24 protein-coding genes are annotated in these 25999 nt (G+C 73.8%); 15 read left to right on the forward strand and 9 right to left on the reverse strand.

All coding sequences use genetic code 11. The features are described 5' to 3' along the window. Positions 1-113: 113 nt before the first annotated feature. From O2W16_RS06770 to O2W16_RS06785, 4 genes are all read left to right on the forward strand, one after another. Positions 114-1286: a pyridoxal-phosphate-dependent aminotransferase family protein gene (locus tag O2W16_RS06770; RefSeq protein ID WP_269158045.1), complete on the forward strand. Its 1173-nt coding sequence runs from the start codon at positions 114-116 to the stop codon at positions 1284-1286. After that, the gene (locus tag O2W16_RS06775) at positions 1283-4213 is read left to right on the forward strand and encodes an FAD-binding and (Fe-S)-binding domain-containing protein (protein WP_269158046.1); all 2931 of its coding nucleotides are present in this window, start codon (positions 1283-1285) and stop codon (positions 4211-4213) included. The genes O2W16_RS06770 and O2W16_RS06775 overlap by 4 nt, the downstream gene beginning before the upstream one ends. A gap of 191 nt (positions 4214-4404) precedes the next feature. Further along, positions 4405-4965, forward strand: a complete 561-nt coding sequence (locus O2W16_RS06780; RefSeq protein ID WP_269158047.1) for a MarR family winged helix-turn-helix transcriptional regulator — start codon at positions 4405-4407, stop codon at positions 4963-4965. Beyond that, the gene (locus O2W16_RS06785; protein WP_269158048.1) at positions 4962-6635 is read left to right on the forward strand and encodes an MFS transporter; all 1674 of its coding nucleotides are present in this window, start codon (positions 4962-4964) and stop codon (positions 6633-6635) included. The genes O2W16_RS06780 and O2W16_RS06785 overlap by 4 nt, the downstream gene beginning before the upstream one ends. 87 nt (positions 6636-6722) lie before the next feature. On the opposite strand, the gene O2W16_RS06790 is transcribed toward O2W16_RS06785, so the two are convergent. Beyond that, positions 6723-7157: an OsmC family protein gene (locus O2W16_RS06790; RefSeq protein WP_269158049.1), complete on the reverse strand. Its 435-nt coding sequence runs from the start codon at positions 7155-7157 to the stop codon at positions 6723-6725. 138 nt (positions 7158-7295) lie between these two features. After that, positions 7296-7757 (reverse strand): MarR family winged helix-turn-helix transcriptional regulator, encoded by a 462-nt coding sequence (locus O2W16_RS06795; protein WP_269158050.1) that lies wholly within the window; start codon positions 7755-7757, stop codon positions 7296-7298. A gap of 197 nt (positions 7758-7954) precedes the next feature. Between O2W16_RS06795 and clpB the strand changes: the two genes are divergently transcribed. Then, positions 7955-10627, forward strand: a complete 2673-nt coding sequence (gene clpB / locus O2W16_RS06800) for an ATP-dependent chaperone ClpB (protein ID WP_269158051.1) — start codon at positions 7955-7957, stop codon at positions 10625-10627. A 40-nt stretch (positions 10628-10667) separates the two neighbouring features. On the opposite strand, the gene O2W16_RS06805 is transcribed toward clpB, so the two are convergent. After that, positions 10668-11207 carry a DUF4190 domain-containing protein gene (locus O2W16_RS06805; RefSeq protein ID WP_269158052.1) on the reverse strand — a complete coding sequence of 180 codons (540 nt, stop codon included), beginning with the start codon at positions 11205-11207 and terminating at the stop codon, positions 10668-10670. 181 nt (positions 11208-11388) lie between these two features. Between O2W16_RS06805 and O2W16_RS06810 the strand changes: the two genes are divergently transcribed. Further along, on the forward strand, positions 11389-12030 hold the full coding sequence (locus tag O2W16_RS06810; RefSeq protein WP_269158053.1) for a hypothetical protein: 642 nt from the start codon (positions 11389-11391) through the stop codon (positions 12028-12030). A gap of 6 nt (positions 12031-12036) precedes the next feature. Here O2W16_RS06810 and O2W16_RS06815 read toward each other — a convergent pair whose 3' ends face one another. Then, positions 12037-12510: a hypothetical protein gene (locus tag O2W16_RS06815; RefSeq protein WP_269158054.1), complete on the reverse strand. Its 474-nt coding sequence runs from the start codon at positions 12508-12510 to the stop codon at positions 12037-12039. A gap of 127 nt (positions 12511-12637) precedes the next feature. Here O2W16_RS06815 and O2W16_RS06820 point away from each other — a divergent pair, with 127 nt between their 5' ends. The 7 genes from O2W16_RS06820 to O2W16_RS06850 all read left to right on the forward strand — a co-directional run bounded on the left by O2W16_RS06820 (position 12638) and on the right by O2W16_RS06850 (position 18741). Beyond that, a complete protein-coding gene (locus O2W16_RS06820; protein ID WP_269158055.1) occupies positions 12638-13324 on the forward strand; it encodes a fasciclin domain-containing protein in 687 nt (228 codons plus the stop codon). Positions 13325-13372: 48 nt separating this feature from the next. Further along, positions 13373-13930 (forward strand): orotate phosphoribosyltransferase, encoded by a 558-nt coding sequence (gene pyrE, locus O2W16_RS06825; protein ID WP_269158056.1) that lies wholly within the window; start codon positions 13373-13375, stop codon positions 13928-13930. 88 nt (positions 13931-14018) lie between these two features. After that, on the forward strand, positions 14019-15455 hold the full coding sequence (locus O2W16_RS06830; RefSeq protein WP_269158057.1) for an FAD-binding oxidoreductase: 1437 nt from the start codon (positions 14019-14021) through the stop codon (positions 15453-15455). Positions 15456-15483: 28 nt separating this feature from the next. Then, complete coding sequence (locus O2W16_RS06835; protein WP_269158058.1) at positions 15484-16845, forward strand: FAD-dependent oxidoreductase; 1362 nt, start codon at positions 15484-15486, stop codon at positions 16843-16845. 87 nt (positions 16846-16932) lie between these two features. Next, positions 16933-17967, forward strand: coding sequence for a class II fructose-bisphosphate aldolase (gene fbaA, locus O2W16_RS06840; RefSeq protein WP_269158059.1), 1035 nt, complete (start codon positions 16933-16935; stop codon positions 17965-17967). A 3-nt stretch (positions 17968-17970) separates the two neighbouring features. Beyond that, on the forward strand, positions 17971-18378 hold the full coding sequence (locus tag O2W16_RS06845; protein ID WP_269158060.1) for a DUF3151 domain-containing protein: 408 nt from the start codon (positions 17971-17973) through the stop codon (positions 18376-18378). Between the two features lie 216 nt (positions 18379-18594). Beyond that, a complete protein-coding gene (locus tag O2W16_RS06850; RefSeq protein WP_269158061.1) occupies positions 18595-18741 on the forward strand; it encodes a GPGG-motif small membrane protein in 147 nt (48 codons plus the stop codon). Between the two features lie 559 nt (positions 18742-19300). Here O2W16_RS06850 and O2W16_RS06855 read toward each other — a convergent pair. From O2W16_RS06855 to O2W16_RS06865, 3 genes are all read right to left on the reverse strand, one after another. Continuing rightward, positions 19301-20122, reverse strand: coding sequence for an ATP-binding cassette domain-containing protein (locus O2W16_RS06855; RefSeq protein WP_269158062.1), 822 nt, complete (start codon positions 20120-20122; stop codon positions 19301-19303). Then, on the reverse strand, positions 20119-21219 hold the full coding sequence (locus O2W16_RS06860; protein ID WP_269158063.1) for an ABC transporter permease: 1101 nt from the start codon (positions 21217-21219) through the stop codon (positions 20119-20121). The genes O2W16_RS06855 and O2W16_RS06860 overlap by 4 nt, the downstream gene beginning before the upstream one ends. Positions 21220-21316: 97 nt before the next feature. Next, positions 21317-21934, reverse strand: coding sequence for a hypothetical protein (locus O2W16_RS06865; RefSeq protein ID WP_269158064.1), 618 nt, complete (start codon positions 21932-21934; stop codon positions 21317-21319). Between the two features lie 76 nt (positions 21935-22010). On the opposite strand from O2W16_RS06865, the gene O2W16_RS06870 reads away from it, so the two are divergent. After that, the gene (locus tag O2W16_RS06870) at positions 22011-23297 is read left to right on the forward strand and encodes an adenylosuccinate synthase (protein ID WP_269158065.1); all 1287 of its coding nucleotides are present in this window, start codon (positions 22011-22013) and stop codon (positions 23295-23297) included. Positions 23298-23563: 266 nt separating this feature from the next. Here the strand turns inward: O2W16_RS06870 and O2W16_RS06875 are convergent, their stop codons facing one another. Beyond that, entirely contained in the window at positions 23564-23731 is a 168-nt protein-coding gene (locus tag O2W16_RS06875; protein ID WP_269158066.1) for a hypothetical protein, read from the reverse strand. Between the two features lie 72 nt (positions 23732-23803). Continuing rightward, entirely contained in the window at positions 23804-24850 is a 1047-nt protein-coding gene (locus O2W16_RS06880) for a glycerophosphodiester phosphodiesterase family protein (protein WP_269158067.1), read from the reverse strand. Positions 24851-24945: 95 nt separating this feature from the next. Here O2W16_RS06880 and rsgA point away from each other — a divergent pair, with 95 nt between their 5' ends. Then, positions 24946-25968: a ribosome small subunit-dependent GTPase A gene (gene rsgA / locus O2W16_RS06885; protein WP_269158068.1), complete on the forward strand. Its 1023-nt coding sequence runs from the start codon at positions 24946-24948 to the stop codon at positions 25966-25968. Positions 25969-25999 lie beyond the last annotated feature (31 nt).

Raw genomic sequence — 25999 nt, forward strand, 5'->3', positions numbered from 1 at the left:
ACGTCCGAGATGTCTCTGCGTCAATCCACTTGCCGGTAGTAGCCTCCCGCATGGTGGACTTCCGGTGTCGAGCCGGGGATCCGGACGAGAGCCACACCCATGGAGGCACGGGCATGTCAGTGACGACGACGACCGGCGGGCGCCACTTCCTGCAGATCCCGGGGCCGACCAACGTGCCCGACCGGGTGCTGCGGGCGATGGCCGCCCCGACCATCGACCACCGCGGCCCGGAGTTCGCCGCCCTCGGCCTGGAGGTCCTCGAGGCCGTCAAGCCCGTCTTCGGCACCACCCAGCCGGTCGTCATCTACCCCGCGTCGGGCACCGGTGCCTGGGAGGCGGCGCTCGCCAACACGCTCTCGCCCGGGGACAAGGTGCTGGCCTTCGAGACCGGCCACTTCGCCACCCTCTGGCAGGACATGGCCACCCGGCTGGGCCTGCAGGTCGAGTTCGTGCCCGGCGACTGGCGGCACGGCGCCGACCCGGCCGCGGCCCAGGAGCGGCTCGCCGCCGACGCCGGCCACGAGATCAAGGCCGTCATGGTGGTCCACAACGAGACCTCCACCGGCGTGACCAGCCGGGTCTCCGAGGTGCGCAAGGCCATCGACGCTGCCGAGCACCCGGCCCTGCTGCTGGTCGACACCATCTCCTCGCTGGGCAGCATCGACTACCGGCACGACGAGTGGGGCGTCGACGTCACCGTCGCCGGGTCGCAGAAGGGGCTCATGCTCCCGCCCGGGCTGAGCTTCAACGCGGTCAGCGAGAAGGCGTTGCAGGCGTCGAAGACCGCCGGCCTGCCCCGCTCGTTCTGGGACTGGCAGCCGATCCTGGCCGCCAACGAGCGCGGCTTCTTCCCGTACACGCCGGCCACCAACCTGCTCTACGCGCTGAAGGTCGCGCTGGAGATGCTCGACGACGAGGGCCTGGCCAACGTCTACGCCCGGCACACCCGGCACGCCGAGGCCACCCGGGCCGCCGTCCGGGGCTGGGGGCTGGAGGTGCTCGCCCTCGACGAGCGGGAGTACTCCGGCTCGCTGACCGCCATCCACATGCCGGACGGCGGCGCCGACGCCGTCCGGGCGACGATCCTGCGGGAGTACGACATGTCGCTGGGTGCCGGGCTGGGCAAGCTCGCGGACAAGGTGTTCCGGATCGGGCACCTGGGCCACTTCAACGACCTGACCCTGGTCGGCACCCTGGGTGGTGTGCAGATGGGCCTGGTCCGCAGTGGTGTGCCGATCGACCCGAACGGGATCCAGGCGGCCCTCGAGCGCCTGCAGCAGGCATGACAGCGGCCCCGGAGCGCCCCCGCGTGGGGGTGGCGGACCTGGAGCAGGAGCTGACCCGGGCGCTGGACGGCGAGGTCGCGTTCGACGACTACACCCGGCACATCTTCAGCCAGGACGCCTCGATGTACACGATGACGCCGGTCGGGGTCGCCTACCCGGCGCACACCGCCGACGTGGTCGCCGCGGTGCGGCTGGCCCGCGAGGCCGGCATCCCGGTGCTCGCCCGCGGGGCGGGCACCAGCCTGGCCGGGCAGACCGTCGGCCCGGGGCTGGTGCTGGACCTCTCCCGGCACATGCACCGGATCACCGAGCTGGACCCGGAGGCGCGCACCGCCCGGGTGGAGCCGGGGGTCGTGCAGGACGACCTCAACCGGGCTGCTGCCGACGCCGGCCTGATGTTCGGGCCGGACACCTCGACGTCCAACCGCGCCACCATCGGCGGGATGATCGGCAACAACTCCGCCGGCAGCGGCTCGGTGCGCTTCGGCATGACGATCGACCACGTCGAGGAGGTCGACGTCGTCCTGGCCGACGGCTCGACGGCCACCTTCGGGGTCGTCGACGAGGCCGAGCGCGCCCGCCGTGCCCAGGGCGACACGCTGGAGGCGGAGATCTACCGCCGGCTGCCCGAGCTGGTCGCGGCGAACACGGAGGCGATCGCCACCGGGTTCCCGTCCTTCTGGCGGCGGGCCGGTGGCTACCGGCTGGACCGGCTGGCCGAGGGGCAGCCCTTCGACCTGGCCAAGTTCTTGGTCGGCTCCGAGGGCACGCTGGCGATCATCACCTCCGCCCGGGTCGGGCTGGTGCCCAAGCCGTCCAAGCAGGTCTTCGCGGTGGGCCACTTCCAGACCGTGCAGGCGGCGATCAACGCCACCGAGGACGCGCTGTCGGTCGACCCGGCGCAGGTCGAGCTGCTGGACCGCACGATCCTGGACCTCTCCCGGCAGAAGATCGAGTACGCCGGGCTGGGCAAGATCCTGCAGGGCGACCCGGAGGCGCTGCTGTTCGTCTCCTTCACCGGGGACGACGAGGCGCAGCTGGTCGAGTCGATGGACTCCCTCGTCGAGCTGTGGGAGCGCAACGGGCACGGCTACCACACCCTGCGGGCGGTCACCCCGGCCCAGCAGGGCGCGCTGCTCAAGGTGCGCAAGTCCGCCCTGGGCCTGCTGATGGCCAACTCGGTGGGCGCCCGCCGGCCGCTGGCGTTCGTCGAGGACACCGCCGTCGACCCCAAGCACCTGGCCGCGTACACCGCCCGCTTCCGCGACGTGCTGGACCGGCACGGGCTCGAGGCGGGGTTCTACGGCCACTGCTCGGTCGGGTGTCTGCACATCCGCCCGTTCGTCGACCTCTCCCAGCCGGGTCAGGTCGAGGTGATGCGCTCGGTCGCCGTCGAGGTCAAGGACCTGGTGCGCGAGTACGGCGGGGTGAACTCCAGCGAGCACGGCGACGGGCTGGCCCGCAGCGAGTTCAACCGCGAGCTGTTCGGCGACGACCTCTACGAGGCGATGCGGCAGGTCAAGGGGATCTTCGACCCGCAGGGCACGCTGAACCCCGGCAAGATCGTCGACTCCCCGGCGATGACCGAGCACCTGCGGGACGAGAACCCGCCGCAGCCCGGCCCGCTGCGCACCCGCCTGCAGTTCGACGTCGTCGGCGGGATGTTCGGCGCCGCCGACCGCTGCATGAACATCGGGCTGTGCCGCAAGTCCACGACCGGGGCGATGTGCCCGTCCTACATCGCGACCCGGATGGAGGAGCACTCCACCCGCGGCCGTGCGGGCGCGCTGGTCAAGGCGCTCAGCGAGGGCGACCCGCACACCGCGCTGGCCGACGAGCGGCTGCACGAGGTGCTCGACCTGTGCCTGATGTGCAAGGCCTGCAAGAGCGAGTGCCCGCTCGGCGTCGACGTCTCGGCGATGAAGAGCGAGGCGCTGGCGGCCAAGCACGACGTGCACGGCACCCCGCTGCGGTCGCGGGCGTTCGGGGCGATCCGGACGCTCAACCGACTGGGCTCGGCCACCGCGCCGCTGTCCAACCTGCCCGGCAGGATCAAGCCGCTGCGGGCGCTGATGGACGCCCGCCTCGGCATCGCCCGCCAGCGGGACCTGCCGGTCTTCCACCGGACGACGCTGATGCGCTGGTTCAAGCGGCACGACGCACCGGCGGCGCTGACCCAGCAGCCGGTCACGATGCTGGCCGACTCGTTCACCAGCTACACCGAGCCGGGCATCGGTCAGGCCGTGGTGCGGCTGCTGGAGGCGGCCGGGCACCCGGTGCGGCTGGAGAGCAAGGGCTGCTGCGGCCGCGCGAGCATCTCCAAGGGCCTGCTGGACGACGCCCGGGGCAAGGCGCAGAAGCTGGCGGCCAACCTGTGCGAGGGCTCCGAGCCCGGCTCGCCGATCGTGGGCTGCGAGCCCTCCTGCATCCTCACGCTGCGCGCCGAGCACGTGGAGCTGCTGCCCGACGACCCGAACGTCCGGGACGTCGCGGCGCGGGTGAGGCTGCCCGAGGAGCTGCTGGTCGAGGCGATCGACGCCGGTCGCCTGCGGCTGCGCGAGGACAGCTGGCTGGCCGGGCGGACGGTGGTCTTCCACGGCCACTGCCACCAGAAGGCCGAGGCCGGGACGGCGGCCACCGTGGCGCTGCTGTCGCGGATCCCCGGGGTCACCGTGCAGGAGCTGGACGCCGGCTGCTGCGGCATGGCCGGGTCGTTCGGCTTCGAGTCCGAGCACTACGACGTGTCCCTGCAGGTGGGGGAGGACCGGCTGTTCCCGGCCGTCCGGGCGGCCGCGCCCGACGCGGTCATCGCCGCGACCGGCGTCTCCTGCCGCCAGCAGATCTTCCACGGCACCCAGCGCACCGCCTGGCACCCGGCGGAGCTGGTCCTGGAGGCGCTCTCCCCGGCGACGCAGGTGCCGGCCTGACCGCCGGCTGAGACGCACGCCCCAGGACGGGCGGCGAGCGGACCCTCGGGTCCGGTCGCCGCCCGTCCTGCGTCTGCGAGACGCGGGTCACCGGATCTAGCTGTTGCATACAGCAACCAACGAGTGCACGATGGTTGCTGTCTACATGTACCGGGTGACCCGCCCGGCGGCGGATCAGCAGAGGACGCGACGTGCAGCTCACCCCGGAGACCTCCGAACGGCTCACCGCCGGCGTGGCCCGGCTGGTGCGCACCGTCAAGCACCTGGGGCCCCGGGCCGCCGCCGACCTCTACGGCGACCTCCCCTCCTTCGGGTGGGCGCTGCTGGTGCCGCTGGAGCAGGCCGGCGCCCAGCGGTGCAGCGCCCTGGCCGACCACGCCGGCGTCGACGTCTCGGTGGCCAGCCGGCAGGTGGCGGCGCTGGAACGTGCCGGCTACGTCGAGCGGCGGCCCGACCCGCTCGACGGCCGCGCCAGCCTGATCAGCATCAGCGACGCCGGTTCCGCAGCCCTCGTCCACACCCGCGGCGTCCGCGGTCGGTGGGCGGTCGAGGCGCTGGCCGACTGGACCGAGGACGAGGCGCGGGAGTTCAGCGGCCTGCTGGAGAAGCTCGCCGACGGCCTCGACCGCGCGGGTCGCCGTCCCGCCCGGGCCGGCGGCCCCGTCCCCGCAGCCCGCGCTCCTGCGACGTCGGCCTCCGCGACGTCCGCACCCGCACCCGTACCTGCAACGCCTGGAGAGAACCGCCGATGAGCAGCCCCGCACCCACCCGGTCCGCCGCCGGTGCGACCGTCGACCCGGCCGCCGGTCCGTCGGCGGTCGCCCCCGTCGAGCAGCAGGGGCGGATGACCCACCGGCAGATCCTGAGTGCGCTGTCGGGGATGTTGCTGGCGATGTTCGTGGCGTTCCTGTCCTCGACCGTCGTCTCCAACGCCCTGCCGACGATCATCACCGACCTGCGCGGCACGCAGAGCCAGTACACCTGGGTGGTCACCGCCACCCTGCTGGCCTCGACCGCGTCCACGCCGATCTGGGGCAAGCTCGCCGACCTGTTCAGCAAGAAGCTGCTGATCCAGATCTCGATCGTGGTCTTCATCGTCGGCTCGATGCTGGCCGGGCTCTCGGAGTCGCTGCCGACGCTGATCGGCTGGCGGGTGCTGCAGGGCCTGGGGCTGGGTGGGCTGCAGGCGCTGGTGCAGATCGCGATGGCCGCGATGATCAGCCCGCGGGAGCGGGGCCGGTACTCCGGCCTGCTCGGCTCGGTGATGGCGGTCGCCACCGTCGGCGGCCCGCTGATCGGTGGCCTGCTGGTCGACACCAGCTGGCTCGGCTGGCGCTGGTGCTTCTTCGTCGGCATCCCGTTCGCGGTCGTGGCCCTGGTGCTGCTGCAGCGCACCCTGCACCTGCCGGTGACCAAGCGGGACGTCTCCATCGACTACCTGGGTGCGGCGTTCCTGACCGCCGGCGTCTCGGCGCTGCTGATCTGGGTGACGCTGGCCGGGGACAGCTTCGCCTGGGCGTCGGTGGAGACCGTCCTGTTCGTGGCGGGCGGCGTGCTCGCCATCGTCGCGTTCGTCGTCACCGAGCTGCGGGCGAAGGAGCCGATCGTCCCGCTCCGGCTGTTCCGGGACCGGACGACGACGCTGGCGATCATCGCCAGCGTCGCCATCGGTGTCGCGATGTTCGGCTCCACGGTCTTCCTCGGCCAGTACCTGCAGATCTCCCGTGGCTACTCGCCGACGGCGGCCGGCCTGCTCACCATCCCGATGGTCGGCGGCCTGCTCGTCTCCTCGACCGTCTCCGGGATCCTGATCACCCGCACCGGGTTCTGGAAGCGCTACCTGGTCGCCGGGTCGGTGCTGGTGGCCCTCGGGTTCGGCCTGCTGGCCACGATCGACCACGCCACGGACATGGTGGTGCTCGGCGTCTTCCTCACCGTGCTCGGCGTCGGGATCGGCATGACCATGCAGAACCTGGTGCTGGCCGTGCAGAACACCGTGGCGGCCACCGACCTGGGGGCGGCCAGCTCGGCGGTGGCGTTCTTCCGCAGCCTCGGCGGCACGATCGGGGTCTCGGTGCTCGGCGCGGTGCTCTCCGGCCGGGTGGGCACGCTCATCCAGTCGGGGCTGGCCGACGTCCCGGGGGCGTCGGCAGCGGCCGGGTCCCAGGACATCGGGCTGGCCAGCCTGGCCGACGCCCCGGCGCCGATCCAGGCGCTGATCCGGGTCTCCTACGGCGACGCGACCGGGCGGGTCTTCCTCATCGCGGCGGTGCTGTCGCTCATCACGATCGTGGCCGTCCTGCTCATCCGGGAGGTCGCGCTGCGCACCGAGACCGGTGACGAGCGGCTGCAGGCCGAGCGCGGCACCTCCGGCAACACGACCGCCGACGTCGACGCACAGTTGGCCGGGCGGCGCGGCTGACCACCGGGACGTGCAGAGGCCCGTCTCCCCACGAGGGGAGACGGGCCTCTGTGCGGTCCAGGCCCCCGGCGAGCCGGAGGTGCTGCCTCAGAGGAGGCTGGCGTCCAGGGTGATGTCCACGGCGGCCAGCGCCTTGCTCACCGGGCAGCCGGCCTTGGCGGCCTGGGCGGCCTTGTCGAAGCCGGCGGCGTCGAGCCCGTCGACCTCGCCGCGCACGGTCAGCGCGATCGCGGTGATCGTCGGGGCGCCGTCCTGCTGGCCGAGGGTCACGTCCGCGCTCACCTCGAGCGACTGCGTCGTGCCACCGGCCTTGCCGATCTCGCTGGAGAGCGCCATGGCGTAGCAGGACGAGTGGGCGGCGGCGATGAGCTCCTCGGGGCTGGTGGTGCCCCCGGCCTCGTCAGCGGCCCGCTTGGGGAAGCTGACGTCGAACGTGCCGACCTTCGAGCTGGAGAGCTCGACCTGGCCGGAGCCCTCCTGCAGGGAGCCGTTCCAGGCAGTGCGTGCGGTACGGGTGGGCATCGGACCTCCTCTTCGTCGGTGACGGCCGCGACGCAGGGCTGCGCTGCGGCCGGACACCGGTTCTGACGGGGTCAACCGTTCCCGGCCGGCGGTGTTCCCGCCACCGGGACGCGTCCGGCCCCTGCCCGGGGCCCTTCCTCAGACGGTGGTGATCGCGCGGGTCTCGGCCACCCGCTCGGTGATCAGCCGCAGCTGGGCCTTCAACTCGTCGAACTGCGACTGGTTCAGGGCCAGGGCGTCGATCATCTCCGCGGAGATCGAACAGGCTGGGCCCTGCAGCGCCCGGCCGGCGTCGGTCAGCCGGACGGAGACCGACCGCTCGTCGTCGGCCCGGCGGTGCCGGGTCACCAGCCCCGCAGCGGTGAGCCGCTTGAGCAGGGGGGACAGGGTGCCGGAGTCGAGTGCCAGGCGGGTGCCCAGCTGCCCGACGCTCTGCCCGTCCTCCTCCCACAGCAGCATGAGGACGAGGTACTGGGGATAGGTGACCCCCAGCTCGTCCAGCATGGGGCGGTACCGGGCGGTGACCGCGCGTGAGGCCGCGTAGAGCGCGAAACAGAGCTGATCGTCGAGAGCGACGCTCGGCGACGGGGTGTCTGTCATGGGGCAAGAGTAGGGCGCGATCCGGCTGTAGGCAGCCGTGTGTCCCAAGTCGTCGCGTTTTCTGCCAGGGTCGGACGCCGTGGGAGTCCGTCGGACGGCCCTGGACGCCGCCAGGTTGAGCGGAACAGACTCAAGTCCTGCTCCGTTGAGCTCGACGAGACCGTCCCGTGCCGCAGGAGAGGACAGACCCACCCGCCATGCAGAGCAAGCTCACCACCCGTTCGCAGGAGGCCTTCGCCGCCGCTCAGCGGCTGGCGGTCGACCGGGGCCAGGCGGCCCTCGAGCCCCTGCACCTGCTGGTCGCCCTGCTCGAGCAGACCGACGGCATCGCCGGGCCGCTCCTGCAGGCCACCGGCGCCGACCCGGCCGACGTCCGGGCCAAGGCCGACGCCGCGGTGCGCCGGATGCCGAGCGTCAGCGGCTCCACCGTGGCCGCCCCCGCGCCGTCCCGGGAGCTGCTCCGGGCGATCAACGCCGCCGGCGAGCAGGCCAGTGCGCTCGGCGACGAGTACGTCTCCACCGAGCACCTGCTGGTCGGCCTGGCCACCACCGAGGGCGAGGCCGGCGCCGTCCTGACCGGTGCCGGTGCCACGCGGGAGGCCCTGGTCGCGGCGTTCCGCACGGTCCGGGGCAACCGCAAGGTCACCAGCCCGGACCCGGAGAACACGTTCCAGGCGCTGGAGAAGTACGCCGTGGACCTGACCGCCCGGGCCCGGGAGGGCCGGATGGACCCGGTCATCGGCCGCGACACGGAGATCCGCCGGGTGGTGCAGGTGCTCTCCCGGCGCACCAAGAACAACCCCGTCCTGATCGGCGAGCCCGGCGTCGGGAAGACCGCGATCGTCGAGGGCCTGGCGCAGCGGATCGTCGCCGGTGACGTGCCGGAGAGCCTCAAGGGCAAGCGGCTGATGGCGCTCGACCTCAGCGCCATGGTCGCCGGGGCCAAGTACCGGGGTGAGTTCGAGGAGCGGCTCAAGGCCGTCCTCCAGGAGATCACCGAGGCCGAGGGGCAGGTCGTCACCTTCATCGACGAGCTGCACACCATCGTCGGCGCCGGCGCCAGCGGCGACTCGGCGATGGACGCCGGCAACATGATCAAGCCGATGCTGGCCCGTGGTGAGCTGCGGATGGTCGGCGCGACCACGCTCGACGAGTTCCGCGAGCACATCGAGAAGGACCCGGCGCTGGAGCGCAGGTTCCAGCAGGTCTACGTCGGGGAGCCGTCGGTCGAGGACACCATCGGGATCCTGCGTGGCCTCAAGGAGCGCTACGAGGTGCACCACGGGGTCCGGATCACCGACGGGGCCATCGTGGCGGCCGCGACCCTGTCCGACCGCTACGTCACCGCCCGCTTCCTCCCCGACAAGGCGATCGACCTCGTCGACGAGGCCGCCAGCCGGCTCCGGATGGAGATCGACAGCCGGCCGGTCGAGGTCGACGAGGTCGAGCGGGTCGTGCGCCGGCTGGAGATCGAGGAGATGGCGCTGGCCAAGGAGGACGACCCGGCGTCCCTCCAGCGGCTGGAGACGCTGCGCTCGGAGCTCGCCGACCGTCGGGAGGCGCTGGGCGAGCTGACCGCGCGCTGGCAGCAGGACAAGACGGCGATCGACCGGATCCAGCACACCAAGGAGGAGCTGGAGGGGGTACGGCTGGAGGCCGAGCGCGCCGAGCGGGACGGCGACCTGGCCCGGGTCGCCGAGCTGCGCTACGGCCGCATGCCCGCGCTGGAGCGGGCCCTGGCCGAGGCCGAGGCGTCGGTCGCGGCCAGCGACTCGATGCTGAAGGAGGAGGTCGGCGCCGACGACATCGCCGAGGTCGTGCAGGCCTGGACCGGGATCCCGGCCGGCCGGCTGCTGGAGGGCGAGACGCAGAAGCTGCTCCGGATGGAGGAGGAGCTCGCCCATCGGGTCGTCGGCCAGCCCGAAGCCGTCCGGGCCGTCTCCGACGCCGTCCGCCGGGCGCGGTCCGGCGTCGCCGACCCGGACCGGCCGACCGGTTCGTTCCTGTTCCTCGGGCCGACCGGCGTCGGCAAGACGGAGCTGGCCAAGGCGCTGGCGGAGTTCCTGTTCGACGACGAGCGGGCGATGGTCCGGATCGACATGAGCGAGTACTCCGAGAAGCACTCGGTGGCCCGGCTGGTCGGCTCCCCGCCCGGGTACGTCGGCTACGAGGCGGGCGGTCAGCTCACCGAGGCGGTGCGGCGCCGCCCGTACACGGTGGTGCTGCTCGACGAGGTGGAGAAGGCCCACCCCGACGTCTTCGACGTGCTGCTGCAGGTCCTCGACGACGGCCGGCTCACCGACGGGCAGGGCCGCACGGTCGACTTCCGCAGCACGCTGCTCGTCCTGACGTCGAACCTCGGCTCGCAGGTGATCGCCGACCAGTCGATCCCCGATGCGCAGAAGCGGCAGGCCGTGCAGGACGTGGTGCGGTCGCACTTCAAGCCGGAGTTCCTCAACCGGCTGGACGACGTGGTCACGTTCCGCGCGCTCGGCTCCGAGGAGCTGGTCGGGATCGTCGACATCCAGGTCGAGGTGCTCGCCCGCCGGCTGGCCGCCCGCCGGCTCTCCCTGCGGGTGACCGACGCCGCCCGGGAGTGGCTGGCGTTGAACGGCTTCGACCCGGTCTACGGGGCCCGGCCGCTGCGCCGGCTGGTGCAGTCGGCGATCGGTGACCAGCTCGCCCGGGCCCTGCTCGCCGGGGAGGTCCGCGACGGTGACGACGTCGTCGTCGACTGGGCGGCGGACGTGGCCGACGGCGACGCCGGGCTCACCGTCACCCGCGGGTCGGTGCCTGGGGAGCCGACCGCCGAAGCCGGTCCGACGACGGCGCCGGCTCCGCGGGCGCTCGGTCCGGGCTCCGGCGAGTGAGGCGCCGTGCCCGCCGTCGACGACGGCGGGCACGGTCGGGTCAGCCGGTGGCGTCCTGGAGGCACTCCTCGAAGGCGACCTGGTCACCGGTCTGGCTGAACTCGTCGGTGCAGCTCTCGGCGGTGGTCACGAAGAAGACCGTCGCGGCCAGGATGATCGCCCCGAGCACCAGGCCGATGGCCCCGGTCACGATCCCGGCGATCGGCATGCCGCGGTTGTCGGCCCGCCGGGCCTTGACCCGGCGCAGCGCGACGATGCCCAGGATGATCGCCAGTGACCCCAGCACGACGCCGGGGACGCCGAGGAAGAAGGCCCCCGGCAGGGACAGGAGGCCCAGGACCAGGGAGGCGATCCCGAGTCCGTTGGACTTCTGGGGTGCGCCGTAACCGCCCGGCTGCTGCCCGTAGGGGTCCGGCTGGCCGTACTGGATCGGCTGCCCGTACGCGGCCGCCTGCCCGTAGGCAGCGGGCTCACCGTAGGCAGGTGGTCCGGGCTGGCCGTAGCCGTGGGCGCCCCCCTGCCCCGGGCGGTCGTCGCCGGGACGGGAGGGGTCGGGCGGCGGTGCTGGGGGCGTCGTCACCCCCCGGAGCGTATGGCGTCGGTCAGGAGGCGGCACCCGCAGCCACCCGCCCTCGGTCCCCGGAGGGGCGTGCCCCGGGCGGGTGACGGCAGGGTCTCACCGGGTCGGATCCGGTGACGGCGAGGTGCGGATGCGCGATGATCTTCGAGGTCCATCCGCCGAGGTCACCCGAGGAGCCGTCATGACGTCAGGACCGCAGGACCCACAGCACGGCGGGCACGGGCAGCAGTCGCCGCAGGGCGGGCCGCCCCAGTACGGGCAGGACCCCCAGTACGGGCAGGGCGGGCCGCAGTACGGCGCGCAGTCCCCGTGGGGGCAGGGCGGGCCGGAGCAGCCCGGGCCGCCCGCCTACCCCGCCGCACCCGGCGCCCAGTACGGCGGCGCCCCTGCTGCCCCGACGGAGCGACCGACCACGGTCAAGGCCGGGATCGGTGCGTTCCTGGCGAACACGCTCCTCGGGCTGATCGCCTCGATCATCACCTTCACCAGCCTCGACTCGCAGATCGACGACCTGGTCGTCGACCAGGCGCTCACCCGCGACGAGGCGTCGGCGGCGCTCACCATCGGTGCGGTCATCGGCCTCATCCTGACGGCGGCCTACCTGCTGGTGCTGTTCTTCGCCTGGAAGGGCCACAACTGGGCGCGCATCGTCCTGTGGGTGCTGGGCGGCCTGAGTGTGCTGTTCAGCCTGCTGGGCGCGTCGGCCCTCGGGTTCCTCGGCGTGCTGGGTCTGCTGCTCACCATCGCCGGGATCGTGCTGCTGGCGCTCAAGCCCTCCAGCGAGTGGTACCGGGCGGAGACCCGGCGGCGCAACCAGTTCTGAGACCGGTCAGCTGCGGCTGCGGCTGCGTGGGCCGGACGAGGCCCACGCAGTCGTCGTCCGGGCCAGCAGGCTGGTCCCGGCGGCCGCACAGAGCACCAGCACCAGCAGCGACGAGGCCGCCACGCCACCGGTCAGGAAGGTCGCGCCGAGGGTCAGCAGCCCCAGCGGCACGCTGACGGCCATGCCGGTCCACCGCGCCCACGCCCGCCCGCGGGCGAGGAACACCGCGGAGACGGCGGCCAGCAGCCCGAACACCACGGCCTGGGTCAGGTTCAGCAGCACGGCCCGCTCGGCGTCGGAGCGCGGCGAACCCGGCTGCGCCTCGGCGAGGGTGTCGACCACGGTGTCCCGGACGGCGAAGGTGAGCAGCGCGTTCAGCAGGAGCAACAGGGCCAGGGCGGCGAGCACGCCGATCGAGACCTTGACCGACACGGGGGTCTCCGGGCGGGGCGGGCCGGGGGGCGTGCGGCTGCTGCTCACCGCGTCAGGGTGGCACGCCGGGGCGGGACCCCGGTCGGCTGCCGCGCCGGATGCGATGCTGGCGGCGGCCGACACACCACACCACCGTGGGCGGCCGGTGACCGACACCAGGAGGACAGCCGCAGTGATGGCCCCCCGGCAGACCCGAGCCGCCGTCCCGTCCCGCATCGGCGGGCTCCTCGCCGTCCCCGTCCTCCTGGCCGGGATCGCCGGCTGCAGCGGGTCCGACGACGAACCGACCGCCCGCGCCACCCCCAGCGCCACGGCCACCGAGACCAGCGCGGCACCGACGACGGAGGCGGTCGCGGCGCCCACCGGACCGATCGGACCCGGGTGCGACCTGGTCTTCCCCGCCGCGGCCGACGGGGCGCCGGTGGACCTGACAGCCCAGCCGGTGAGCGCGGCGGTGGGCGCCAACCCGCAGCTGAGCACGCTCACCGCGGCCGTGGGCGCGGCCAACCTCGTCGATGTGCTCAACGCCCGCGAGGAGGTCACGGTGCTGGCGCCGACCAACGCCGCCTTCGACGCGCTGGGCCCCGATGCACTGCCCGCGCTGCTCGGGGACGGCCCGCGGCTGACCTCACTGCTGACCCACCACGTGCTGCCCGGTCGGCTGGCGCCGGCCGAACTCGTCGGCGAGCACGTCACGCTCAACGGCGACCCGATCACCGTGGCCGGGCCCCCCGAGGCGCCGACCATCGCCGCGGAGGGCACCCTCGCCGGCGCCGCCCCGGCGACCGTGGTCTGCGGCGACGTCCCGACGGCGAACGCCACCGTCTACGTCATCGACCAGGTGCTCGCCCCGGCCGGCTGACCTGTGCGGACGGCGTCCCCGTCCGCCGGCCTCAGTAGGGTTCCCGCCATGAACGCCCCCGCTCCGGCGCACCCCGACCGTGACCGGCTGCTCGAGCTCATCGTCGACCTCGCCGTCGTGCACGGGAAGGTGACGCTCTCCTCCGGCCAGGAGGCCGACTGGTACATCGACCTGCGCCGGGTGACGCTGCACCACGAGGCCGCCCCGCTGGTGGGCCGGGTGATGCGCCAGCTCACCGGCGACCTGCGCTACGACGTGGTCGGTGGGCTGACCCTGGGCGCCGACCCGGTCGCCACCGCGATGCTGCACGCCGCCTCGGCCGGCGAGGGGTTCCTGGACGCCTGCGTGGTGCGCAAGGCGACCAAGACGCACGGGATGCAGCGGCGGATCGAGGGGCCCGACGTCGCCGGCCGCACCGTGCTGGTGGTCGAGGACGTCTCCACCACCGGCGGCAGCCCGCTCACCGCCGTCGAGGCGCTGCAGGAGGCCGGCGCCGAGGTGCTGGGCGTGGCCGTCATCGTCGACCGCGGCGCCCGCGCGGCCGTCGAGGCGGCCGGCCTGGAGTACCGCGCGGCGTTCGAGCTCGCCGACCTCGGCCTCTCCTGACGGAGGGCCCCCTCCCGCCACCCTCCGCACCCTCAGGACGGGACCCTGACGGGGGCCGACGGGGGCGGTGGCGACGTACGGTGACGGAGTGACCGCCCTCACGACGACGTGGGTCCGCGAGCTCCAGGACGCCCTGGGCCCGGACAGCGTGCTCATCGACCCCGACGTCACCGCCGCCTACGCGCGCGACCAGGCGATGCTCGCCGAGGCCGGTCTCCCGGCTGCGGTGGCGCTGCCGCGCAGCACCGAGGAGGTGTCGGCTGTGCTGCGGCTCGCCAGCCGGCACGGGGTCCCCGTGGTGCCGCGGGGTGCCGGCTCCGGGCTGGTCGGTGCGGCCAACGCGGTCGACGGGTGCATCACCCTGGCGCTGACCCGGATGGACGCCGTCCTGGAGGTCGCGCCGGCCGACCGGCTCGCCGTCGTCCAGGCCGGCGTGGTGAACAAGACGCTGCGCGACGCCGTCCGGCAGCACGGGCTGTTCTACCCGCCGGACCCGGCCAGCTACGACTGGTGCACCCTCGGCGGCAACCTGGCGATGAACTCCGGCGGGCTGTGCTGCGTCAAGTACGGGGTCACCACCGACTACGTGCTCGGCCTGGAGGTCGTGCTCGCCGACGGCCGGGTGCTGCGCACCGGACGGCGCACGGTGAAGGGCGTCGCCGGCTACGACCTGGCCCGGCTGTTCGTCGGTTCCGAGGGCACCCTGGGCGTGATCACCGAGGCGACGCTGGCGCTGCGCCCCGCCCCGCAGCCGCCGGTCACCCTGGTCGCCAGCTTCGGCACCAGCGCGCAGACCGGCCAGGTGGTCGAGCGGGTGGTCACCAGCGGCCTGGTGCCGAGCATGCTCGAGGTGATGGACCGCACCTGCATCCGCGCGGTCGACGACCTGATGAAGGCCGACCTGGACCGCGATGCGGCGGCGCTGCTGCTGGCCCAGTCCGACAGCGGCGGCGACGTGGCCCTCGCCGAGATCGCCGCGCTGACCCGGCTGTGCGAGGAGGCCGGTGCCGACTTCGTGCACTCCACGGACGACCCGGCCGAGGGCGACCTGCTGATGACCGCCCGGCGGATGGCGCTGCCGGCGCTGGAGCGGCTGGGCAGCAGCCTGCTGCTCGACGACGTCGCCGTCCCGCGGTCCCGGGTGGCCACCTTCATCGACGGCTGCGACGCCATCGCCGCCACCGCCGGGCTGGTGATCGGGGTCGTCGGACACGCCGGCGACGGGAACATGCACCCGACCGTCGTCTTCGACGGCGCCGACCCCGACCAGTGCACCCGGGCCTACGCCGCCTTCGACGCCATCCTGGAGCTCGGGCTGTCCCTCGGCGGCACCATCACCGGCGAGCACGGCGTCGGCACGATCAAGGCCGACTGGCTGGAGCGCGAGATCGGGCCGGTGTCCCTCTCCGTCCACCAGGCGATCAAGCACGCGCTCGACCCGGCGGGGCTGCTCAACCCCGGGAAGATGTTCCGCCGGGCCGCCGGCGGCGACCTGGCCGCCGTCTCGGGCCTCATCGGCGCCTGAGGCGCCCGGCGGTGGGAGGCTCCAGGGCATGACCGAGCGACTGGTGGTGGTCGGCGGCGACGCGGCCGGGATGTCGGCGGCCGCCCAGGCCCGGCGCCTGCGCACGGCGGCCGAACTGGAGATCGTCGTCCTGGAGCAGAGCGACGTCGTCTCCTACTCCGCCTGCGGCATCCCCTACTGGGTCGCCGGGCAGGTGGGCGACCGGGACGACCTGATCGCCCGGACACCGGCCCAGTTCGCCGCCAGCGACATCACCGTGCACACCGGCACGCGGGTCGAGGCGATCGACCTGGACGCCGGGGTGGTGCACGCCCGCGGGGGCGCCCGGTTCGGCTACGACCGGCTGGTCGTGGCCACCGGCGGGCGGCCCACCCGGCCCCCGATCCCCCACCTGGACGCCCCCGGGGTGTTCGGCGTGCACCGGCTGGACGACGGCGCGGCCGTCCGGGCGGCGATCGACCGGCTGCCCACCGATCGGCCACGTCGCGGGCTGGTCCTCGGGGGCGGCTACATCGGGTTGGAGATGGCCGAGGCCCTGCAGTGCCGGGGGCTGGAGGTCACCGTCGTCCTCGCCGACCCGCTGCCGATGCAGCTGCTCGACGCCGACATGGCCCAGCGTGTCTGCGACGGCATGGAGGCGATGGGCATGACCGTGCACACCGACCAGGCGGTGCGCGAGGTGCTCCTGGACGCGGACGGCCGGGCCTGCGGGGTGCGCACCGACGTCGGGAGCTACGAGGCCGACCTGGTCGTCCTCGGGCTGGGCATGGGGCCCGAGGCGCGGCTGGCCGCTGAGGCCGGGCTGGCGATCGGGCCGACCGGTGCGGTCGCCGTCGACCGCAGCCAGCGCTGCCGGGACCACCCGGAGGTCTTCGCCGCCGGCGACTGCGCGCAGACGTTCCACCGGGTCACCGGCGAGGTCGCGCACGTGGCGCTGGGCACGCACGCCAACAAGCAGGGCCGGGTCGCCGGCTCGGTGATCGGTGGCCGACCGGCCCGCTTCGCCGGGGTGCTGGGCACGGCGGTGACCAAGGTGGGGGAGCTGGAGATCGGCCGGACCGGGCTGTGCACCACCCAGGCCGAGGAGGCCGGGTTCGCGTACCGCACCGACGTCATCGAGGCGACCACCCGGGCCGGGTACTTCCCGGGCGCGGAGGAGATCGCGGTCAAGCTGGTCACCGAGGCCGGCTCCGGGCAGCTGCTGGGTGCGCAGGTGGTCGGCGGGCCGGGGTCGGCCAAGCGGATCGACGTGCTGGCCACGGCGATCTGGGCGGGGATGACCGCCGAGGAGCTCGCCGGCAGCGACCTCTCCTACGCCCCGCCGTTCTCGCCCACCTACGACCCGGTGGTGGTCGCCGCCCGCGCCGTCAGCCGCATCGAGCAGGGCTGACCGGGGGCCGGGCGCCCCACCGGCGACCACCCGGCGCGATACTGACCGCGAGCAGAGCCGCCGGTCCCGACGTCAGGAGAGCACCGCATGCCCATCGCGACCCCCGAGGTCTACGCCGACATGATCACCCGGGCGAAGGAGGGGGGGTTCGCCTACCCGGCGATCAACTGCACCTCGTCCGAGACGATCAACGCCGCGCTGCGCGGCTTCGCCGACGCCGGCAGTGACGGGATCATCCAGTTCTCCACCGGGGGCGCCGAGTTCGGCTCGGGCACCCGGGTCAAGGACATGGTGACCGGTGCGGTGGCGCTGGCCGAGTTCGCCCACGTGGTCGCCGAGAAGTACCCGGTCAACGTCGCCCTGCACACCGACCACTGCCCCGCGGACAAGCTGGACAGCTACGTCCGCCCGCTGATCGCGATCTCGAAGGACCGGGTCGACGCCGGCCAGGAGCCGCTGTTCCAGTCGCACATGTGGGACGGCTCGGCCATCGAGCTCACCGAGAACCTGCAGATCGCCCAGGAGCTCATCGAGAAGTGCGCGGCGGCCAAGATCGTGCTCGAGGTGGAGATCGGCGTCGTCGGCGGCGAGGAGGACGGCGTCGCCCACGAGATCAACGAGAAGCTCTACACCGCCGACGGTGACTTCGTCCGCACCGCCGAGGCCCTGGGGCTCGGGGAGAAGGGCGTCTACCTGCTGGCCGCCACCTTCGGGAACGTGCACGGGGTCTACAAGCCGGGCAACGTGAAGCTCCGCCCCGACGTGCTCGAGCGTGGCCAGGCGGTCGTCGCGGAGCAGTTCGGCCTCGGCGAGGGCGCCAAGCCGTTCAACCTGGTGTTCCACGGCGGTTCGGGTTCTGCGCTCGAGGAGATCCGCGAGGCCCTGTCGTACGGCGTGGTGAAGATGAACGTCGACACCGACACCCAGTACGCGCTGACCCGCGCGATCGCCGGCCACATGTTCAGCAACTACGACGGCGTCCTCAAGGTCGACGGCGAGGTCGGGGTCAAGAAGACCTACGACCCGCGCACCTACATGAAGCTGGCCGAGGTGAGCATGGCCGACCGGATCGTGGAGGCCTGCGAGCACCTGCTCTCCGCCGGCCAGTCGCAGGCGGCCTGAGCCATGACCCACGCACACCGCAACCTGCTGGGCGAGCCGGCGCCCACCCTGCTGCCGGGCATCCCGGAGGCCGACGACGCGCTGGCCGCCGGCGCCGACCCGGCCGAGGTCGCCGCCGGGAACCCCACCTCCAGCGCCGCCTGGGCCACCCTGGCCGAGACCGCACTGGACGCCGGCCGGACCGTCGAGGCCTACGCCTACGCCCGGACCGGGTACCACCGCGGGCTGGACGCGCTGCGCCGCAACGGCTGGAAGGGCTACGGCCCCGTGCCGTGGTCGCACGAGCCGAACCGCGGCTTCCTGCGCTGCGTCACCGTGCTGGCCACGGCGGCCGGGCGGATCGGCGAGGTCGACGAGCAGGAGCGCTGCACCCAGCTGCTGCGCGACTGCGACCCCACGCTGGCGCCCTGACCCCAGCACCCCGCTGCTGACTGAGCAGTTCCGGTCGTCCCCCGCGGCGTGTCCGCGCGAGTCGGCGACCGCAACTGCTCAGTCGGCGGCCCGGGGCCGGGCGTCCCGGACGAGATACGGATCACGATCGTCCTGATGCCGAGACTCGGCGGTCTCGTTAGCGTCAAGATCCAGTCGGCGCCACGGGGTGCCGCCTCGACAGGAGAGGCAGGAACGATGATCGCCACCCTGCTCTGGATCCTCGCTGTGGTGCTGGTGGTCGCGGGGGTCGTCGCGATCGTCCGCAAGCAGATCGTCTGGGGGATCGTGTTGATCGTCCTGGGGCTGTTGGTCGGCCCGGGAGGCGTCAGCATCTTCGCCTGAGCTGCCCCGGTGGGGCCCAGAGGTCTCTCGGCCCCACCGGGGGTCTCGCGGCACGAGGATGGCGGGACCGCGGACCCGGCCGGCGTCGAGGTCGTCGATCGGAAGTCCTCCAGCGCGTACTTCGCGGTGTGCAGCGTGACCTTCCGCTGCCCCGCCAGCGCCATCAGGTCGACCAGGTCGTCGTAGGAGCCGACCAGGTTGCCCAGCACGTTGATCTCCGCGGAGACCAGGTCGATCGTCGGGACGTCGACGTTCTCCCCGTACCCGACCACCAGGTGGTCCCCGGCCCGCCGGGTCATGGCCAGGCCCTCCTTCGTCGAGCCGCCCGCACCGACCTGGTCGACGTGGCCCACCTGCCGCCGGGGGTGCTGTCCGACGGCAGCCGGACGCTGAGCCGGCTGGAGCAGCTCGAGCGGGACGAGATCGTGCGCTGCCTGAGCCGTCCGGGGACGACGGTGGTGCACCCGCCACCGAGCTGGGCCTGTCCCGGGCCACGCTCTGCCGCAAGATCGCCCAGTACCGGATCACCGTGTAGCCGGCCCGCCCCGCCCCCGTCCGCTCAGCGGTCGTGCTCGGCAGCCCGCAGCGAGTCGGTCAGCCGGGAGAGCTCGTCCCCGCCGGCGACCAGCCGGGTGAGGTCGTGCACGTCGACGTCCTCCCGGGTCAGGTCACCGGCCACCCGGCCCCCGCCGAGCAGCAGGAAGCGGTCGCCGACCAGGTGGGCGTGCTGCGGGCTGTGCGTCACGAACAGCACGGCGAGCCCCGCGTCGCGGGCGGCCACCACCGACTGCAGCACCAGTGCCCGCTGGGCCACCGTCATCGGCGCGGTCGGCTCGTCGATGACCAGGGCCCGGGCGCCGAAGTGCAGGGCGCGGGCGATCGCCAGGCTCTGCCGCTCCCCGGCTTGCAGCGCGCTCGCGGCCTGGCCGGGGTCGAGCCCCGGCACGCCCACCCGGGCCATCGCCCGGGTGGTGATCTCCTCGGCCCGTCCGACGTCCAGCCGCCGGAACGGCCACACCCCGCGGGTCGGTTCGGCGCCCAGGAAGAAGTTCCGCCAGACCGACATCAGCGGCGCGATCGCCAGGTCCTGCCACACCGTGGCGATCCCGCAGGCACGGGCCCGCTGCGGGGACCGGAAGCGCTCCGGCCGGCCGTCGACCAGCAGCTCGCCCTCGGCCGGCTGCTGCAGGCCGGAGAGGACGGCGACCAGCGTCGACTTGCCCGAGCCGTTCTCCCCGAGCACGCAGACCACCTCCCCGGCCCGCAGGGCCAGCGACACCCGGGACAGCGCCGGCACGCTGCCGAAGCGCACCGTCACCCCCCGCAGCTCCAGCACCGGCGGCGGGGAACCGTGCGGGGACAGGTGGGCAGCCGTGCTCACGAGCGGGGCACCGTGCGCAGCCGGCGGCGGACCACGCCGTTGACCAGCAGCGCGACCAGCAGCAACAGGCCGAGGAAGGCCTGGAACCAGCGCGGGTCCCAGTCGGCCAGCGAGAGGCCCTCCCTGGCCACGGCGTAGAGCAGCGCCCCCAGCGCCGCGCCCACGGTCGAGCCGTACCCGCCGGTGAGCAGGCAGCCGCCGATCACCGCCACCACGATGAACTCGATCTCGTCGCCCAGCGCCGGGTCCACCTGGACGCCACCGAGCCGGACCAGGGCCAGCGTGCCGATCAGCCAGCCGGCAGCGGCGGTGCCGAGGAACAGCAGGACCGTCGTGCGCGCCACCGGGACGCCGAGCTCCTGGGCCGCCCGGCTGGCGCCGCCGCTGGCGAAGACGGCGTTGCCGAAGCGGGTGCGCCACAGCAGCCAGGTGGTCAGCAGGGTGGCCAGCACCCACCACAGCAGCGAGATGCGGAACCGTCCGTCACCCAGCTGCGCGGTGGACCCGAACACCGCCAGCGCCGACTCCCAGCCCGGCGCGTCCGCCAGGCCGGTGACCCGCGAGGAGCCCGCGATCGCGGCTGCCCCGGCGAGCGAGGCGCCCTGCAGCACGAGGAAGGTCGCCAGCGTCACCAGGAAGCTGGGCAACCCGGTGGTCACCACGAGCAGCCCGTTGGCCGCCCCGACCAGCAGGGCGGCGAGCAGGGACACCAGCAGGGCCGGCCAGATGCCGAGGCCCAGCTGGGTCACGAGCAGGGCGGTGACCAGGCTGCTGCCCACCGCGACGACCCCGATCGACAGGTCGAACTGGCCGGCGACCAGCAGCAGCGCGACCGCGACGCCGCCGATCCCCAGCGGGGCCGCGATGTCCAGCACGGTGGCCAGGCCACCGGAGCTGATCAGCTCCGGTGCCTGCAGCCCGAAGAAGACGGCGAGCACCAGCACCCCGAACAGCGCGCCCACGCCGGGGCGGGCGAGCAGCCGGTCCAGCACCCGGCGACCGGCCGAGCGGGGAGCGGCGGGCGTCACCGGGCCGAAGCCGGGCAGTCGCTCGCTGGTCGACGGCGGCGCGGCCGAGAAGGGGTGGAGGGGTGGCACGGCGACGCGAGACCTCCTCGAGCGGGGCGGAGACCCCAGTGTCCACGATCGCCGGCGGCCGGACCGTCGCCCGTCAGGGTGCAGGCGCCAGTGCCCGTCAGGGGCGCAGGCGCCAGCGCACCCGGTCGTCGGCGTACCAGGTCCACTTGGTGACCTGGCGGTCGAAGGGCACGCCGTCCCGGCTGACCTGAGCCGGGTCCGACGCCATCTGCAGGGCCCGACCGTGCGCTCGGCGCACCGGGCGCAGCGGCAGGGTCACCACCGCCACGCTGATCCGGTCCACCGCCGTCCAGTCCGGTCGCACGTCGATCCGGGTGATCGAACCGTCGGCGACCTGGTGCTCGTCGCAGTACGCGCGGGCGCCGAACCGGCGGGCCAGCGCCCGGCGGGGCGCACCGTGCGCGGTCACCAGGCCGGTGTGCAGCAGCACCCCGCCGTGGTCGTCGCGGACCAGCGGCAGCTCGCGCTCGACCCCGGTGCCGACGCCCAGCGAACGGGCCAGACCGGTGGACGCCGGGTCGTCGGCGGGCTGCCAGCTCACCGGCACCGCGGGCAGCCGCTCGGTCTTCCACAACCGGGTCAGCACGGCGGAGAGCGCAGGCACCGGGCCCAGCACGTGCACCGCATCGGCGCCGTCCACCACCGAGGCGACGTGCCGGCGCGACGGCGGTTGGACCGCCGCCAGGCCGCGCAGGTCGAGCTGAGTCGCGGGCATGCCGATACCCTGCCACCTGGCCAGCCGGGAACCGCCGGTGTCTTGGGCAGACGCGACGAACGAGGAGAACCCCCCGATGCCGGCAGTCGTGCTGATCGGCGCCCAGTGGGGCGACGAGGGCAAGGGCAAGGCGACCGACCTGCTGGGCGGCCGCGTCCCGTACGTCGTCCGCTACCAGGGCGGCAACAACGCCGGGCACACCGTGATCACGCCCGACGGCGAGAAGTACGCGCTGCACCTGATCCCCAGCGGGATCCTCACCCCGGGCTGCACGCCGGTCATCGGCAACGGCGTGGTCATCGACCCCGAGGTGCTCATCGGCGAGCTCGCCGGCCTGGAGGAGCGCGGGGTGGACACCTCGCGCCTGGTGATCTCCTCCGACGCGCACCTGATCATGCCGCACCACCGCGCCCTGGACCGGGTCACCGAGCGCTTCCTCGGCCAGCGCAAGATCGGCACCACCGGTCGCGGCATCGGCCCGGCCTACGGCGACAAGGTCGCCCGCAACGGCATCCGGGTGCAGGACCTGCTCGACCTGTCGATCCTCCGGCAGAAGCTCGAGGGCACGCTGCAGGAGAAGAACCAGATCCTGGTCAAGGTCTACAACCGCAAGGCCATCGACGTCGACGAGGTGGTCGAGGAGTACGCCGCGTACGCCGAGCAGCTGAAGCACCGGATCGTCGACACCCGGCTGCTGCTGGGCAAGGCGCTGGACGCCGGGGAGTGGGTGCTGCTGGAGGGCTCGCAGGGCACCCTGCTCGACGTCGACCACGGCACCTATCCGTTCGTGACGTCGTCCAACCCGACCGCCGGCGGTGCGGCCGTCGGCGCCGGCGTCGGCCCCACCCGGATCGAGCGGGTCGTCGGCATCCTGAAGGCCTACACGACCCGGGTCGGCTCCGGCCCCTTCCCGACCGAGCTGCACGACCAGTGGGGCGAGTACCTCCGCAAGCACGGCGGCGAGGTCGGCGTGACCACCGGCCGCGACCGGCGCTGCGGCTGGTTCGATGCCGTCGTCGCCCGCTACGCCAGCCGGGTCAACGGCATCACCGACTACTTCCTCACCAAGCTCGACGTCCTCTCCGGGCTGGAGACGGTGCCGATCTGCGTCGCCTACGACGTCGACGGCGTGCGGCACGACGAGATGCCGATGACGCAGACCGACTTCCACCACGCGAAGCCGATCTACGAGGAGATGCCCGGCTGGTTCGAGGACATCACCGCCTGCCGCCGCTTCGAGGACCTGCCGGCCAACGCGCAGGCCTACGTGCGCCGGCTCGAGGAGCTCTCCGGTGCCCGGGTCAGCGTCATCGGCGTGGGCCCCGGGCGGGACGAGAACGTGGTCCTGCACGATCTGATCTGACTGAGCTGATGGCGCCCCTCCGGGCCGCACCGCGGCCAGGAGGGGTGCCCGGCGGACGTTGAGCCGTTTCGTGGGATGAGGTCGGGGAGCCTCCGGCCCCCGCGACCTCATCCCACAGTCGCCTCGCGGCGACGCCGTTGCCCGTTCCGGCGTCGGCTCACCCGAGCCGTTCCCGGATTGCGTCGTCGGCTCGCTCGACCTGGCTCGTTGCGTGGCTGGCTCGTTGCGTGGCTGGTCTCAGGCAGGTCAGGGGACGCTGCCTGGTCTCAGGCGGGTTCGGGGACGCTGCCGGGGTCGCCGCCGGGGTCGTCGGGCGTCGACTCGATCGGGGCGGGCGGCAGTGTCTCCGGGGTGTCCGGCAGGAGCTCGCCGGCGTCGTCCGGCACGGGCTGGTCCGGGTCGAGGGGGGAGTCGGGCTCCGGGATCGACGTCATGCCGCGAGTCAACCAGCGCATGATCGCCGCCGCCATCGACCGGGTCGGGCCCGGCGGGCCTGACCCGGCCGGTCAGACCCGGGGGCGCACCGGGGCCATGGCGGCGGCGGAGAGCTCCGCCCGGGCCCGGTGGGCGGTCTCCGGGGCGTCGGTGATCACGCTGTCGACCCCGAGGGCGAAGAGCAGCCGGGCCTCGGTCTGGGCATCCCCCAGCCCGAGGGGGTCGCCCCCGCGGCGCAGGTGGCTGGGGAGGAAGACGTTCTCCGGCCGCAGCGTCCACGGCTCGACGGTGAGCCCCGCGCGGTGTGCCTGGGTGACCAGGTCGGAGACGCCGACCAGGCCGCCGTCGGCGCCGTGCAGCAGGATCCGGCCCTTGTGCGGGGCGATCCCGTCGGCGTAGGTGGACACCTCGCGCAGGCCCGACGGGGTGACCAGGGCGTCCTGCATGCCCTCCTCCTCGATCAGCTGCACCAGCCGGGGGCCGTTGCTGCCGAGGTCGGCCCGCAGCTCGCGCAGCGCCTGCTGCTCGAACGCCATGACGACGACGGAGCCGTCGACCCGGGCGGCGTCCAGCCGGCGCAGTTCCGCGGCGACCAGCTCGGTCATCGGCAGCCCCTGCGCGGCGAACCAGGACGGGCACTTCAGCTCCGCCTGCACCCGCACCTGGTGGCCGGAGGTGGAGCGGCGGCGGGCCACCTCGACCACCTCGGCCAGGGTGAGGATGCCGAACCGGCCGTCGTAGGCGGTGTTCATCGGCCGCATCCCGGGCAGCCGCTCGACGGCGCGCAGGGTGCGCAGCTCGGCGAGGGTGAAGTCCTCGCTGAACCAGCCGGTGAGCTCCTCGCCGTCCACCTCCTGGGTGCGGCGGCGGTCGGCGAACTCGGGGTGCCGGGCCACGTCGGTCGACCGGGACAGCTCGTTCTCGTGGCGGGCCACGAGCTGGCCGTCGCGGGTCACCACGACGTCGGGCTCGATCAGGTCGGCGCCGAGGTCGATGGCCAGCTCGTAGCTGGCCACGGTGTGCTCGGGCCGGTAGCTGGGTGCACCTCGGTGCCCGATGATGCGCGGTGAGCGCTCTCGGCGGGGCGAGTGAACGGCCTTCAGGCCGGTCTCCTGCATGGCTCCAGGGAAACCCAGTTCCCTGTCCGGGGTCTGAACGCGCGCCGACTTCATGGGGACAAATCGGGGGACAGGCCGCTCACCTGGAGAGAAGCATGACCCCTGTGAGTGATCTCTCAGCCGGCCGACACCAGGACGTGCCGCTGCACGCGGCCCACGACGACGGCGAGGTGGCGCGGGTGGCCCGGGTCGACCGGGGCCTGCTCACCGTGCTCACCGCCGGGGGCGAGCGCCGGGTGAGCTGTGCCGGCGGGCTGCACGCCGAGACGGCCCCTGCGGTCGGGGACTGGGTCACGCTGCGCGGCGAGCAGGCGGTGCGGCTGCTGCCGCGGCGCACCGCCTTCGTGCGCACGGCCGCCGGCCGCGGCTCGGCCCCCCAGGTGGTCGCGGCGAACGTGGACGTCGTGTTCGTGGTCGACGCCCTGGGGGCGGCGGCGCGGCTGCGGCGGATCGAGCGGTACCTCGCCGTGGCCTGGGCCAGCGGGGCGACGCCGATCGTCGTCCTCACCAAGGCAGACCTGTGCCCGGACGTCCCGGCGGCGGTCGCCGAGGTGGCCGAGGACGCCGTCGGCGTCGACGTGCTGCCGGTCAGCGCGGTCACCGGCAGCGGGCTCGTCGCCGTGCGGGACCTGGTCCCGGCCGGGTGCACCGCGGCGATGGTCGGACCCTCCGGCGTGGGCAAGTCCAGCCTGGTCAACGCCCTGGCCGGCCGGTCGGTGACGGCGGTCGCCGGGATCCGCGGCGACGGGCGCGGGCGGCACACGACCACGGCACGGGAGCTGCACCTGCTCCCCGGCGGCGGCCTGCTGATCGACACCCCCGGGATGCGCGAGCTGGCGCTGGCCGACGGCGACGGGCTGGCGGCGACCTACGCCGACGTGGCCGACTGGGCGACCGGGTGCCGCTTCCGCGACTGTGCGCACCGCACCGAGCCAGGCTGCGCGGTGGCGGCGGCGATCGACCGCGGCGAGCTGGACCCGGCGCGGTTCCTCGGCTGGCGCAAGCTCCAGGCCGAGGCGCACCGGCAGGAGCTGCGCGCCGACGCCCGGGCCCGCGCGGCCGAGTCGGCCCGGCTGCGGGCGGTGCACCGGCAGCGGCGCGCCCGCACCGGCCGCTGACCGCGGGCGGGAACGGCCGGTTCTGCCCCGG

Source organism: Modestobacter sp. VKM Ac-2984, assembly GCF_026967985.1.
GTDB lineage: Bacteria > Actinomycetota > Actinomycetes > Mycobacteriales > Geodermatophilaceae > Modestobacter.

What these genes read in the sequence shown, in the direction of transcription:
- O2W16_RS06850 (WP_269158061.1), top strand. Translation starts at nt 18,595, where the DNA reads ATGATCGCCACCCTGCTCTGGATCCTCGCTGTGGTGCTGGTGGTCGCG.
- O2W16_RS06870 (WP_269158065.1), top strand. Translation starts at nt 22,011, where the DNA reads ATGCCGGCAGTCGTGCTGATCGGCGCCCAGTGGGGCGACGAGGGCAAG.
- O2W16_RS06790 (WP_269158049.1), bottom strand. Translation starts at nt 7,157, where the DNA reads ATGCCCACCCGTACCGCACGCACTGCCTGGAACGGCTCCCTGCAGGAG.
- O2W16_RS06835 (WP_269158058.1), top strand. Translation starts at nt 15,484, where the DNA reads ATGACCGAGCGACTGGTGGTGGTCGGCGGCGACGCGGCCGGGATGTCG.
- O2W16_RS06845 (WP_269158060.1), top strand. Translation starts at nt 17,971, where the DNA reads ATGACCCACGCACACCGCAACCTGCTGGGCGAGCCGGCGCCCACCCTG.
- O2W16_RS06865 (WP_269158064.1), bottom strand. Translation starts at nt 21,934, where the DNA reads ATGCCCGCGACTCAGCTCGACCTGCGCGGCCTGGCGGCGGTCCAACCG.
- O2W16_RS06820 (WP_269158055.1), top strand. Translation starts at nt 12,638, where the DNA reads ATGGCCCCCCGGCAGACCCGAGCCGCCGTCCCGTCCCGCATCGGCGGG.
- O2W16_RS06810 (WP_269158053.1), top strand. Translation starts at nt 11,389, where the DNA reads ATGACGTCAGGACCGCAGGACCCACAGCACGGCGGGCACGGGCAGCAG.
- O2W16_RS06785 (WP_269158048.1), top strand. Translation starts at nt 4,962, where the DNA reads ATGAGCAGCCCCGCACCCACCCGGTCCGCCGCCGGTGCGACCGTCGAC.
- O2W16_RS06775 (WP_269158046.1), top strand. Translation starts at nt 1,283, where the DNA reads ATGACAGCGGCCCCGGAGCGCCCCCGCGTGGGGGTGGCGGACCTGGAG.
- O2W16_RS06880 (WP_269158067.1), bottom strand. Translation starts at nt 24,850, where the DNA reads ATGCAGGAGACCGGCCTGAAGGCCGTTCACTCGCCCCGCCGAGAGCGC.
- O2W16_RS06795 (WP_269158050.1), bottom strand. Translation starts at nt 7,757, where the DNA reads ATGACAGACACCCCGTCGCCGAGCGTCGCTCTCGACGATCAGCTCTGT.
- fbaA (WP_269158059.1), top strand. Translation starts at nt 16,933, where the DNA reads ATGCCCATCGCGACCCCCGAGGTCTACGCCGACATGATCACCCGGGCG.
- clpB (WP_269158051.1), top strand. Translation starts at nt 7,955, where the DNA reads ATGCAGAGCAAGCTCACCACCCGTTCGCAGGAGGCCTTCGCCGCCGCT.
- rsgA (WP_269158068.1), top strand. Translation starts at nt 24,946, where the DNA reads ATGACCCCTGTGAGTGATCTCTCAGCCGGCCGACACCAGGACGTGCCG.
- O2W16_RS06875 (WP_269158066.1), bottom strand. Translation starts at nt 23,731, where the DNA reads ATGACGTCGATCCCGGAGCCCGACTCCCCCCTCGACCCGGACCAGCCC.
- pyrE (WP_269158056.1), top strand. Translation starts at nt 13,373, where the DNA reads ATGAACGCCCCCGCTCCGGCGCACCCCGACCGTGACCGGCTGCTCGAG.
- O2W16_RS06770 (WP_269158045.1), top strand. Translation starts at nt 114, where the DNA reads ATGTCAGTGACGACGACGACCGGCGGGCGCCACTTCCTGCAGATCCCG.